Source organism: Paenibacillus lautus, from assembly GCF_050482385.1.
Taxonomy (GTDB): domain Bacteria; phylum Bacillota; class Bacilli; order Paenibacillales; family Paenibacillaceae; genus Paenibacillus_AQ; species Paenibacillus_AQ lautus_B.
In genome coordinates this window covers 672,113-684,110 of sequence record NZ_JBCNHV010000010.1, presented here as the reverse complement: position 1 = coordinate 684,110, position 11,998 = coordinate 672,113, and the positions used below count along the sequence as shown (strand labels likewise).

The 11,998-nt window shown below is 50.9% G+C and carries 10 protein-coding genes; 9 read left to right on the top strand and 1 reads right to left on the bottom strand.

The genetic code is table 11. From position 1 onward, the window contains the following. The 3 genes from ABEW73_RS14365 to ABEW73_RS14355 all read left to right on the top strand — a co-directional run bounded on the left by ABEW73_RS14365 (position 1) and on the right by ABEW73_RS14355 (position 3,617). Positions 1 to 975, top strand: a complete 975-nt coding sequence (locus tag ABEW73_RS14365; protein ID WP_430167095.1) for an acetylxylan esterase — start codon at positions 1 to 3, stop codon at positions 973 to 975. A gap of 861 nt (positions 976 to 1,836) precedes the next feature. Next, complete coding sequence (locus ABEW73_RS14360) at positions 1,837 to 2,190, top strand: isochorismatase family protein (protein WP_430167093.1); 354 nt, start codon at positions 1,837 to 1,839, stop codon at positions 2,188 to 2,190. A 23-nt stretch (positions 2,191 to 2,213) separates the two neighbouring features. After that, the gene (locus tag ABEW73_RS14355; protein ID WP_430167091.1) at positions 2,214 to 3,617 is read left to right on the top strand and encodes an MFS transporter; all 1,404 of its coding nucleotides are present in this window, start codon (positions 2,214 to 2,216) and stop codon (positions 3,615 to 3,617) included. Between the two features lie 68 nt (positions 3,618 to 3,685). On the opposite strand, the gene ABEW73_RS14350 is transcribed toward ABEW73_RS14355, so the two are convergent. Next, positions 3,686 to 4,759, bottom strand: coding sequence for a M42 family metallopeptidase (locus ABEW73_RS14350; RefSeq protein ID WP_430167089.1), 1,074 nt, complete (start codon positions 4,757 to 4,759; stop codon positions 3,686 to 3,688). A gap of 552 nt (positions 4,760 to 5,311) precedes the next feature. Here ABEW73_RS14350 and spoVAC point away from each other — a divergent pair. From spoVAC to ABEW73_RS14320, 6 genes are all read left to right on the top strand, one after another. Continuing rightward, the gene (spoVAC, locus tag ABEW73_RS14345) at positions 5,312 to 5,800 is read left to right on the top strand and encodes a stage V sporulation protein AC (RefSeq protein ID WP_430167087.1); all 489 of its coding nucleotides are present in this window, start codon (positions 5,312 to 5,314) and stop codon (positions 5,798 to 5,800) included. A 6-nt stretch (positions 5,801 to 5,806) separates the two neighbouring features. Further along, positions 5,807 to 6,820 (top strand): stage V sporulation protein AD, encoded by a 1,014-nt coding sequence (gene spoVAD, locus ABEW73_RS14340; RefSeq protein ID WP_430167085.1) that lies wholly within the window; start codon positions 5,807 to 5,809, stop codon positions 6,818 to 6,820. Positions 6,821 to 6,824: 4 nt separating this feature from the next. After that, positions 6,825 to 7,175, top strand: a complete 351-nt coding sequence (gene spoVAE, locus ABEW73_RS14335; RefSeq protein WP_015734153.1) for a stage V sporulation protein AE — start codon at positions 6,825 to 6,827, stop codon at positions 7,173 to 7,175. 175 nt (positions 7,176 to 7,350) lie between these two features. Further along, a complete protein-coding gene (locus ABEW73_RS14330) occupies positions 7,351 to 8,307 on the top strand; it encodes an AAA family ATPase (RefSeq protein WP_076320542.1) in 957 nt (318 codons plus the stop codon). A 2-nt stretch (positions 8,308 to 8,309) separates the two neighbouring features. Further along, positions 8,310 to 9,557 carry a DUF58 domain-containing protein gene (locus tag ABEW73_RS14325; RefSeq protein WP_430167084.1) on the top strand — a complete coding sequence of 416 codons (1,248 nt, stop codon included), beginning with the start codon at positions 8,310 to 8,312 and terminating at the stop codon, positions 9,555 to 9,557. Further along, positions 9,554 to 11,794: a DUF4129 domain-containing transglutaminase family protein gene (locus ABEW73_RS14320; RefSeq protein ID WP_430167082.1), complete on the top strand. Its 2,241-nt coding sequence runs from the start codon at positions 9,554 to 9,556 to the stop codon at positions 11,792 to 11,794. Before ABEW73_RS14325 ends, ABEW73_RS14320 begins: the two co-directional genes overlap by 4 nt. Positions 11,795 to 11,998: the final 204 nt, after the last annotated feature.

Below are 11,998 nucleotides of genomic sequence, written 5' to 3'. Positions count from 1 at the left end.
ATGAATACCATTGAGCTGCGTAAAAAAGAGCTTGGCAACTTGTATCCCGAGCCTACGATTAACGAGCAGGTTTTGAATCGATTTTGGGAGGAAGCATTGAAGGCGTATGGTGATAAGCCGCTCCACATGGTTAGTCAACCGGATGCGACGCCATATCCCTATATGGAAGTATCCAAGGTCACTTATCATGGTTATGATGATACGCCCATCCATGCTTGGTATATAACTCGGGCTAAACCTTCTTCGGACGAAAAGCCTCGACCGTGTATCGTAACCTTCCCGGGTTATTCCGGAGACCGTGGATTACCAGAGAGGTATGCTCACTGGCTGATGCTGGGTTATACGGTGTTTGCCGTGGACGTCAGGGGACAGGGCGGGGAGACGGGGAATCTGCTTCCATTGGACAGCGGCGTGGTTAAGGGCTGGGTGACGCAGGGGATTACGGATATTCGTCGTTCCTATTACATGGCAGTTGTGATGGATGCTGTGAGAGCGGTGGATGCGGCATCGCAGCAACCGGGAGTGGATCCGAAAAAAATTGCCGTGGTTGGCGGCAGTCAAGGTGGTGGACTGTCTTTGCTTGCAGGGGCATTGAATCCGAAAGTCGCGGCCATTGTGGCCGACATTCCCAACATGTGCAGGATGGATTACGGGATTCTGCATTCGGTCAGCTCGCTGAACGAAATCGCCCAATACATCAAGCGGCACCCGGAGCAATTGGATCAAATCCTGGAGCATCTCTCGTATTTTGACATGCTGAATCTGGCGCCGCGAATCCAGGTGCCGGTCATGGTATCCGTCGGTTGGAAGGATATGGTCTGCATGCCCGAAACCATATATGCCGCATACAACCGAATGAAAGCGGCAAAAGAAATAAGAGACTATCCGTTCTCCGGCCATGAAGTCAATGAGTACCAGAAGCGGGAGGGCGTCTTGTTCCTGGAACGGATTTTTAACGGGAATAGAACATGGTGACAGATTTAGGGCGAAGGCGCTGGGCCTGACGCTTGCTCAGGACTGCTCTTTAAATAGACAGGCAGCGAGAAACAAAAGGAATCATATTCAAATCGTGTTATTTTTATGTTATATAATATAACGCAAATTAAATATTTGTGAATTTATTTGACGTATATGTATTGACAACTACCCGAAACCACCTATAATTATACCCAAGGACAGAAAAAACTCGATAATCACCCTATACCTACCCCGGTCAATGTAATGTTAATTTACATAATGGGTGTTGAACCATGATGACAGCAGGCGAACTCAAACAGGATCTTTTGAGGGTTTACACCGCGATAAATAATTAAAATATTTAACGTGGGTGTAAAGCGGCAAAAAGTCGATTTCGTTGGCAACAAAATCATCATGGGTTCGAGAAATAATAGAGTCCCCGTCCTCAAACTGCTGGATGAGAATTACCCCCTCTCTACCCGGCAGTTGGACCCCCTTTTATTCCAGGTGTTCAAACAAGAGATTAAGGTTCTCCCTGGAACAGTAGTTTCAATATAAAATCATCTCCATTCTTAAAGACTATGATGCAGAGACCAAGTTTTCCGGTACCATCGTATTCTTGGAGAAGGAGATAGAAACATATCTGAACGACATGCCGGACTCTTGTAGTACGGGTTCAAAAAGTCAGGTTTTCTTATCAAAAGATGACTTTTTGAACAACCTCGGGTAGAGAGCGGGCCGATCGTCAGTTTGGTACCAAGGCACATACATGTGTGCGGCTTGGGGCTGAACTGGCGATTTTTTGTTACATCCGCCTTTGAAAATATATGTTGGATGGATCTCAAAAATCATGAAATCAAAAGAGAGGGAGGAAGGGGCATGACTCACAAAATTGAGATTTCGGGCTACATGCCCCAAAAGGACATCCTTCTGCCTTGCTCAAGGGCCCGCGACGGGATTATGCTGGATTATCATATCGTGCTTGTAGCGGATGCTTGCGCATCGTATTCGTCAACGGTTCATGAGATGGCGCTCCAGAATATTGAAGGCAATTTCGGGAAAGTTAGTAAGGTAGCACAGCTTATCGATATTGGATGGATCCAACGCCTGAGGAACCGCTGCGGCCGATGTCGATGGCTCAGCCAGCCATCGGCTAGCTTGTCTGAATATGCTTCAAACAGAGGGAAGCTCTCCGCATGCGGGAGCTTTTTCTATGAACGGCACAGAAATTAATGAATAAAGCGGGTGAGTCCTGCATGTATAACAGATCAAGGATGATTGTCCAATATACCATTTGTTTAGGGGCATTTCTGTCCAATCTGTCGGCCGGCATGTTCAACATTGCGCTTGTTGATATCGCCAGAACATTCGATTCCACCATCCCTACGGCCCAGTGGATTGTCACCGCCTATTTGCTTGTCATCTCCATACTACTTCCGGTCATGGGAAAGCTTGGGGATATGCTGGGCAGGCGGAAAATCCACAATATCGGTTATTTTGTGTTTATGGCAGGGGCGCTCTGCTGCGCCTTGTCTCCTTCATTAAACGGGCTGATATCTTCGCGAATTCTACAAGGCGTAGGAGCGGCTATGTATCAAGCCACCAATATGGCGCTGATCATCTCCGTATTCCCGAAGGAGCAGCGCGGCAAAGCGCTCGGGCTCATTAGCACGTTTGTTGCCGCGGGCTCGATGGTTGGACCTAGCCTTGGCGGAATATTGATTCAATGGTTTTCGTGGCGGAGCAATTTCTGGCTGCTGACGGCCATTTCCCTTATTGCATGGTTGTTCGCCCAGCGCTTCATTCCGAAGGACGAACCGGAAAAAGGCGTAAGCCGATTGGATGTGCCGGGGGCTGCCTTGTTTGCGATATCTCTAACAGGACTGGTTACGGCCGTGAATTTGGGAGCTCAGTGGGGCTGGGGTTCATGGCAGGTTGCGGTGCTGTTCATCGTGTTCGGTGCGGGAGCTGCTGCATTCATCGGGTGGTGTCTTTCGTCGCGGTGGGAACGAGTAGGGAAAGGGAAATTCCCGTTTATGAAGCTGGACCTGTTTCGGGATGCAGGCGTTAGCGTGGGAATCATCATCACCATCATTACCTATATGGCAGCTTTCTCCGCTCAGCTTGTGCTGCCCGTGTTTTTGCTGAGCGAGCTGGGCGTAGAACCTGCCACGGCAGGGCTGATCATGATGGGATATCCGTTGTCGCTGATCATATTCTCGCCTCTGAGCGGGAGCTTGTCGGATAAGCTGGGGACATTCCCGCTACTATCAGCCGGTCTGCTTGTCATGACAGCGGCGTTAATTGTGCTCGGTTTTGTATCGCCGGCATATCCGATCTTCTTCCTGATTCTGCTTATCGTCCTGCTCGGCGGTTCCATGGGCATCATTACGCCCCCGAACAATTCCCTGGTGATGGGCAGGACGTCCAAAACGGACCTCGGCCTGATCAGCAGTATTTTGGCGCTGTCACGAAATTTGGGGATGATGTTTGGTACGGCGGCGGGGGGTGCCATGCTGGCGCTCCCGGGTCATTCGGCAGGGGGGCTTTTAGGATTCCGGATGATATTTGCGCTGAATACGGTGCTGGTTGTTATTGTCTATTTAACGATGATCATATCCTTTCGGTTTGCACGACATAAGGAGACGTTATCTTCATAGGGAAGAAGCAAGAAAAGGGTATCCTCGAGTCTCTGTGAGACCTGCAGGATACCCTTTCCTTAATAAGATTATGCCCGATCCAGAATCGTCTGGAGCGTGGTGCGATCCAAACCTTTCACGAGCTTGATCAGAAGTTCTTTAGCAGCTTCGTAATCGTCTGTGTGGATGATGGAGGAAGATGTGTGGATATAGCGGGAGCAAATGCCGATGATGGTGGACGGAACGCCGATGCCGCTAAGATGCACTTGGCCTGCGTCCGTGCCGCCCGGCGAGACGAAGTATTGGTATTTGATTTTGTTGGTCTCCGCCGTATCTTGAACGTACTCTACCATTCCGCGGTGAGTCAGCATCGTCGGATCAAAGATGCGAAGCAGTGCGCCTTGACCCAATTGGCCGAACTGGCTCTTGTCACCCATCATGTCATTCGCCGCGCTGGCATCCAGTCCGAAGAAAATATCCGGTTGAATCAGGTTGGCCGAAGTACGTGCTCCGCGCAATCCGAGCTCTTCCTGGACGGTTGCACCAGCGTAAACGGTGTTAGGCAGCTTCTCGCCATGGAGCGCCTGAACCAGCTCGATCGCCAGGCCGACGCCATAGCGGTTATCCCATGCTTTAGCCATGATTTTTTTCGGATTGGCGAGCGGGGTGAATTCACAGATCGGAACCACTTGCAATCCGGGACGAATGCCGAACGCTTCGGCTTCCGCCCTATTGTCGGCACCGATATCGATATACATCGTTTTGATGTCGACCGGTTTGCTGCGCTGCGCTTCATCCAGCAGGTGTGTAGGGATGGAGCCGACAACCCCGACGATAGGGCCGTTGTCTGTAATAATTTGTAGGCGCTGAGCAAGCACGGCCTGACTCCACCAGCCGCCGAGCGGCTGGAAACGGACCATCCCCGCTTCGGTAATGCCGGTTACCATGAATCCGACTTCATCCATGTGACCGGCCACCATGACTTTTGGACCTTCATCGTTACCGCGAAGAACGGCGAACAGACTGCCCAGCCGATCCTGCACGAACTCATCTGTATATGGCGAAAGGGCATTCTTCAACCAGGAACGAAGTTCCCTCTCAAAGCCCGGTGCAGCCGGGAATTCCGTCAAAGTACGAAATAATTCCATTGTTGATTCATTCATTACGAAATCGCTCCTTTAGAAAAGGTATGTAAGAGTTTTTCCTTTTCTAGTATGCCCCTATATATCTGAAAAGTCTACAAACCCGTGCCGCTAAGGCTATGTGATTTAAAAGTAAATGGAACAAGCACCCTGCATTCGGGAAAGGAATACGATGTAGAAACGAAGTGGAATTTTTGTTGTTCGAGGGAAGGAGCAGAGTATGAAGCACCATGGGATTGAGGTAAACGTCTATCATGCCGAAGTCAGAGAACTTCTGCTCATTATGGTCCTGTTCATCCTCCTCGTCATTTTGCTGAAATACATTCTTATATAATGATCGGCTTCAGCAATGATGGCAGGCGAGTCTTACTTCAGCTTTCAGGGATATTCCTGAAGGCTGATTTTCGTGCGGGAGGACCTTGATGTTGGACAAGCCGTGATTGCCAAGTGAGAAGGATGATTTTCCAAACATAAAGGGAGTTCATTCAAAGCATAATGATATCGAGTGATATCCATAGTGGTGTTTAGTTTATAGAGGATTCCATACTTAAATAAAAGCGGAGGTGTATTGAAATGTCAGGCTCTAACCAAAAGCCTAAGTCTGATATCACCACAATGAGCTCGGGGGAATATCAGGCGATTGCAAAAAAGCATGAACCTCCACGCCCCATACTTAAAAATTGCCTGCGTGCGTTTTTGGTGGGAGGTCTTATCTGTTTGATCGGCCAATGCATTCAGAAGTTTTTCATGTCCGTGTTCCATATGAGCACCACCGAAGCAAGCAATCCGACGGTCGCCGTGCTGATTATACTCTCCGTCGTTCTGACCAGCTTCGGCGTGTATGACAAAATCGCGCAATGGGCGGGAGCGGGCAGCGCCGTGCCGGTCACGGGGTTTGCGAATTCCATGTGCTCCGCAGCGCTCGAGCACCGTGCGGAGGGTCTGGTCCTCGGGGTCGGGGCCAGCATGTTTAAGTTGGCGGGATCTGTCATTGTATTTGGTACCGTGGCTGCGTTTATTATCGGTATCATTTACGCTATTTTTGGCATCGAGGGGAGATAACGAGAGATGAAGGTAATCGGCCAAACTTGGCAGTTCGAGAACAAACCTGTCATTATCGGCACGGGAACGATTGTAGGCCCGGAGGAAGGCGAAGGGCCTTTGGCCAATGATTTCGACTATGTCTACGACAATATTGAGATCAACGAAAAAACATGGGAAAAAGCGGAACGGAAACTGCTGGAGGATGCTTCGAGCAAAGCGGTAGAGAAGGCTGGCATCAAGGAAGACCAGCTGCAGTTTTTTGTGGGCGGGGACTTGATGAACCAGATCATCAGCAGTTCCTTTGCTGCAAGACAGTTGGGTGTGCCTTACATCGGCGTATTCGGTGCCTGCTCTACTTCAATGGAGAGCCTCGCGGTGGCCTCCATGCTCGTGGATTCAGGAGGGGCCAAGTATGTCATGGCCGGTACTGCAAGCCATAACTGTACGGTCGAGAAGCAGTTTCGTTATCCTACGGAGTATGGATCGCAGAAACCGCCGTATGCGCAATATACGATAACGGGAGCAGGCTGCTCCGTCATTTCGGACAAGGGAGACGGTCCTGCTGTCACGTATGCCACCATTGGCAAAGTGGTCGATCTGGGCATCAAGGACCCGTTCAATATGGGGACGGCGATGGCTCCGGCGGCAGCCGATACGATAACGAAGCACTTTAAGGACACAGGACGGAAAGCGAAGGATTATGACCTGATCGTGACCGGTGACCTGGCCTCGGTTGGACTTCCAATCGCCAAGGATCTCTTGAAACAGAATGATGTCATCATGGACGGCACGGTATTTGCCGATTGCGGCTTAATGATCTACGACATGGAAAAGCAGAAATACGTTAATGCAGGGGGCAGCGGCTGCGGCTGCTCGGCTGTTGTCACTTATGGCCATATTTTGAAACGGATGCTTAAAGGCGAATTGAAGAAGGTGCTGGTCGTTGCTACCGGAGCCTTGCTGTCGCCGCTTTCTTACCAGCAGGGTGAGAGCATTCCGTGCATCGCTCACGCTGTAGCCTTAGAGATGGGAGGATAACACAATGCAGTTTTTATGGGCGTTTATTATTGGCGGTCTGATTTGCGTCATTGGGCAAATTATGATGGACGTTATTAAATTGACACCGGCACATACGATGAGTACGTTAGTGGTCGCCGGAGCCATCGCCGACGGGTTCGGATTGTATGAGCCGCTGGTCAAATTCGCGGGAGCGGGAGCTTCTGTGCCGATCACCAGTTTTGGTAATTCGCTTGTGCACGGTGCCTTGACGGAGCTGGGGAGGGACGGCTGGATCGGGGTCGTGACGGGGATATTCGAAGTCACCAGTGCAGGGATATCCTCGGCCATCATTTTCTCGTTCCTGGCCGCTCTGTTTGTTCGTCCGAAGGGATAAAACTAAAATCATCAAGAAGGAGAGGACCCTGGCATTATGCCGGGGTCTTTTCCTGTTTATAAGGACGACAAGAAGGTGAATAGGCAAAATGTCTCTTCGAATGTACTCCGTGACCTCGATCATGTACAATAGTACTAAAATAAGTATTTATTCCCTTACAGGAGGTTAGTCATACATGCCCGTAAGCCAAGAATCCATGAAAATCATTACCTCGGTGCGAACCAATCTGGAGTCGTGCCTATTAGGCAAAGAATTTGAGATCCAATTGCTCCTTACGGCGCTGCTCGCTGGCGGACATGTACTGATCGAGGATGTGCCCGGCACAGGAAAGACCCAACTGATCAAAGCATTAGCGAAATCCATGCAGGGAGACTACCGCCGCATTCAGTGTAACCCGGATATTCTCCCGAGTGATATAACGGGCGTTTCGGTATTCCACCCGAGAGACGAAATGTTTTACTTCCGTCCAGGTCCGGTCATGACCAACATTTTGCTGGCGGATGAAATCAATCGAGCGACAACCAAGACGCAATCGGCCCTGCTTGAGGTAATGGAGGAGCGAAGCGTAACAGTGGATGGAGCTACCCACGAGCTTCCGCATCCCTTCATGCTGTGCGCGACCCAGAACCCGATCGATTTTGAAGGCACCTATATGCTCCCGGAAGCACAGCTGGACCGGTTTATGCTGAAGCTGAGCCTGGGTTATCCTGATGCTGCCACGGAGAAGCAGCTGATGTACCGTTCGCGGGACGGACAACTGGCGGACAAGCTTCAGCCGGTGACGCATATGGATACCATTTCGGCTATTCAACGTGAGATTCGCGAGGTGTTCATCGGTGACCCCGTCGCCGATTACTTGCTGAATATCACCCGGTCGACCCGTGAGCACCCTTCCGTTATGCTGGGCGCAAGTCCCCGGGCAACGCTGTCATTTATGAATGCTGTTAAAGCTTATGCTTTCTTGCAAGAGAGGGATTACGTTCTGCCAGATGATGTGAAGACGCTGGCTCCATACGTACTTTCGCACCGGATCATGCTGCGTCCGGAAGCCAGGCTCGACAACGCGAGTCCCGAATCGGTGCTCGAGTTTATACTGCGTCAGGTCAAAGTGCCTGTTCAGATGGGGAGATAGGCATGCGCCGCGCTGTTTCGTTATTTTTGAATGGCATGCAGCCGTCTAGACTGGCAGCGGTATTGGCGGTATGGTGCCTATGTCTTTTGTATGTATTATTTCAGGGGGGCAAAACCTCGCTCATGCTTTTCTCCATGGTCAGCCTTCTGACGATCTATTTGATCGGTGCAGGCTTTGGCGGGGTCAATCGTGTGAAAGCCCAGCGAAAAGTGCTGGGAGGATCGGAGCATGAAGGAGAACCTCTTCACGCCGGTGAACAGGTTCGCGTGAAGCTGGAGGTCCATGTTCCGGGTTTGCTGCCGATGCCCTATATGATCGTGCGTGAAGTATTGCAAAGGCACAACGGCGATTCCTGGTCTTTTGAAGATAGCGTCATTCCGAACCTTCGCGGTGCGGGCAAGCTTGTATTTCAGACCCCTCCGCTTGAACGGGGGCGGTACGCTTTTTCAAAGACGGAATGTATTAGCGAGGATATTTTCGGATTAATGGAGCACAAGGGACGAATTGAAGTTCAGACCGATTTCCGCGTTCTGCCAAGAACTATATATATTCCCAAATGGCAGCGAAACATACGGAATTCAAGATTGGGCGGTACGCATACCACGGTTTCCGCTTCAAGACGGGAAACAACGCAGATCAACGGAGTTCGCGATTATGTATATGGCGACCGGATCTCCCGGATTCACTGGAATGCAACGGCGAAGACGGGCTCGTGGAAGTCGAAGGAATTTGAGCATGAATCGTTTCCCAGAACGATGATCGTGCTGGACTGCACCGCGGACGGATATGATCATGCCCAGCAATTTGAGCTGGCCGTATCGGCTGCTGCGTCGCTGATCGAGTATGGGGCCAAGGAGCATGCGGGTACAGGCTTGTTCACGGCTACCCGAGAAGCTCAAATATTCGCTCCTGCCGATCACGCCGGAGAGCGGATGCGCATGATTCAGCATTTGGTTGACGTGGATTATAACCGCAAAACCAAATTGATTGCTTCCCTGGAGAAATCCTATCGCCATTTTCCAAAAGGAGCCCTGTTCCTGCTGATCAGCCCGATGAGCGGCAAGGACGCTTCAGAGATCATGCGCTGGGTAGAAACCAGGGGAATGAACCCTTGCTTCTTGCAAATAAACAATTCCAATGAAACGAAAAAACGCGATGAATCCATATCGCTTCTGCAATCCCGGGGGATTTCAAGCTATTCGGTTTCTTCCCTTGATGAGCTTCCGGCTGCGCTGGGAGGTGGTGCATGATGAAGTTATGGCTGGACAAACTATCTACTACCTTCTTTAGTACCTTAACGATGCTATGGATCTGGATCATCGGGATGCAGTGGGTCTCCTTTACGGAAACGATATGGCTCTCGGAAACGACAGCCATGGTTATCGCAGCATTAACCATTACGGCGGTTACCGAAGCGCTGCTGCCGATCAAGCAAGGTTACCGGGTGCTTATCCAGTTTGTTTTGATCTTGTATTGTGTGTACAGTTTGCTGAAAACTTACGGTAATCCGGTTCCCGCCTTCGGAGCTGAAGGCGTTCTGACCGAGGAAATCATGTATCTTTTTCCTTATTTGTGGTTTGCTATCGCCGCATGGGCCGCTTTCCTGTTCCTTACGCGGTGGGCCAAAACCAAGGGGCGCGTGCTTTTTGCAGTCGGGATCAACGTCATCGGTTTTGCCGTGCTGGATTCCTTTACGAAAATCGTGCTGTGGGATGAGATCGCCTGGGTGGTCGGAGCAGGGATGGGCTGGCTCGTATCCAGCCATTTTAACCGGTTCCGCAGGCGTTTTCCGCAGGGTTGGGTCAATTTATCGAAATATCCGTTTAAGATTATCGCCAACATTCTGGTCATCTTCTCTTTGATCATTGTGGCCGGCGTGAATATGCCGCATGTGAAGCCGACATTAACCGATCCTTACACGGCGTGGAGAGAGTGGAACGGAGTGCCGTTATCCGGCAGCAGTACAACCGGGACCGGAACCCTTATCGAGTCACCGTCTGAAAGCATGTCCGGGTATGGACGAGAGGATAATGACCTTGGCGGCGGTTTTAATTTTGACTATTCACCGGTGATGTCGATTACCTCGGATGAACGCAGCTATTGGCGAGGGGAGACCAGAGCCGTCTACTCGGGAACTGGTTGGGCGGACGGAGCCAGCAGCCGGCGTTCCGGTACGGGCGTGGGCATCGGTGAGAAATTGCCGGGAGAAGCCAGCGCATCCGTACCTACCAAAACGCTGGAGCAATCGGTAACGATGCTGAGTGATACGGTGTACCCGGTATTGTTTGGTGCCTACACTGTTCGTCAGTTGGAGAATTTGGATGAGGATATCGATCCGGATCGGCTCAGCTGGGTGACCGAAGGCGCGGAGATGCATCTGGACGACGTTCGTAATGCGGACTACCCGAAGAGTTATACCTTAACGTCGCAAGTGCCGGTGATTCCAATCGATGAGCTGAGCACCAGGACTTATGATGAACTATATTCCAGTTCGATTGACGATGCTTATATCCAGATGCCGAGAAACTTTCCTGACCGCGTTTCCGATCTGGCCGAAGAAATTACCGCGGATGGAGATACGCCGTATGAGAAGGTCATGCTCTTGCAACAATATTTAACGAGCAACTTTACTTATACCAACACGCCGGATCTTACGCGCAAGAAGAGCGATGATTTTGTGGATGCGTTTCTGTTTGAAATCCAGGAAGGGTATTGTGATTATTTCTCTACATCCTTGGTGATGATGACACGGTCGCTGGATATCCCCGCGCGCTGGGTCAAAGGCTACGCACCGGGAAGAATGACGGCTTCGGAGTACGTTCCGGCCGATGGTCAGACCACGATTGAGCCCGGAAACTATACCGTTACGAATGCTGACGCTCATTCCTGGGTTGAAGTATACTTCGGTGAGTACGGCTGGGTTCCGATTGAAGCAACACCAGGCTTCAGCATGCCGATTTTGACGGCCGACACAGACGCTAAGCCTGTCATTGAGGAAGAAGTTGAAGAAGAAGAGAAGGCAGAGGACAAGGCTACGCCAGCCGCAGCCTCTGATCATCAGCAACCTGTCTGGGTTAAAGTTGTTGTCACGGCAGCCGTGGTTGTTATCGTATTGTGGATTCTGTACATCGTGTGGAGAATGCGCATCAGCCTGCGTTTTGCCGGGGCACGCATTCGGGCGGGCAAGCCGCTGACGGCAGCGGATAAAGTCATTGCCGAAACCGAACGATGGATTCGTTCCGTGCAGCGCCGCGGCTTAGTGAGGCAGGAACATGAAACTCTCCGTGAATCGGTTGGCCGCTGGGTAAGTGCACATCCTGAGCTGGGAGCGGAGCTGAGGCCGCTGCTGCAGCAATTTGAAGCGGCTCGGTACAGTCCGGCTGAAGTGAAGGAGGAGCAATGGCGCTCCGTCCAACATGATGCTCAGAAGCTGAAGAAGTCCATCAAGAAGGTCCGCATTGTATCCGAGAAACGTCTATCAACCTAATCCAAGAAGACAGATTCGCGTGATGGGTGGTTGTTGTTGCGTGTATCAGGATAACTCGATATGAATTCGTTCTGATATCCGGTCATTCAAGACCGCCCGATCTGCTTCCAATTAGCCGCCGGGTGGTCTTTTGCTAGTAAAGTCAGCGGTGCGGTATAAGGGAAGAAAAAGGCTCGTGATTATTTTTACTAAGGAACCGGAATA

What these genes read in the sequence shown, in the direction of transcription:
- spoVAE (WP_015734153.1), top strand. Translation starts at nt 6,825, where the DNA reads ATGCAGTTTTTATGGGCGTTTATTATTGGCGGTCTGATTTGCGTCATT.
- ABEW73_RS14325 (WP_430167084.1), top strand. Translation starts at nt 8,310, where the DNA reads ATGCGCCGCGCTGTTTCGTTATTTTTGAATGGCATGCAGCCGTCTAGA.
- ABEW73_RS14355 (WP_430167091.1), top strand. Translation starts at nt 2,214, where the DNA reads ATGTATAACAGATCAAGGATGATTGTCCAATATACCATTTGTTTAGGG.
- ABEW73_RS14320 (WP_430167082.1), top strand. Translation starts at nt 9,554, where the DNA reads ATGATGAAGTTATGGCTGGACAAACTATCTACTACCTTCTTTAGTACC.
- ABEW73_RS14360 (WP_430167093.1), top strand. Translation starts at nt 1,837, where the DNA reads ATGACTCACAAAATTGAGATTTCGGGCTACATGCCCCAAAAGGACATC.
- ABEW73_RS14330 (WP_076320542.1), top strand. Translation starts at nt 7,351, where the DNA reads ATGCCCGTAAGCCAAGAATCCATGAAAATCATTACCTCGGTGCGAACC.
- spoVAD (WP_430167085.1), top strand. Translation starts at nt 5,807, where the DNA reads ATGAAGGTAATCGGCCAAACTTGGCAGTTCGAGAACAAACCTGTCATT.
- ABEW73_RS14365 (WP_430167095.1), top strand. Translation starts at nt 1, where the DNA reads ATGAATACCATTGAGCTGCGTAAAAAAGAGCTTGGCAACTTGTATCCC.
- ABEW73_RS14350 (WP_430167089.1), bottom strand. Translation starts at nt 4,759, where the DNA reads ATGAATGAATCAACAATGGAATTATTTCGTACTTTGACGGAATTCCCG.
- spoVAC (WP_430167087.1), top strand. Translation starts at nt 5,312, where the DNA reads ATGTCAGGCTCTAACCAAAAGCCTAAGTCTGATATCACCACAATGAGC.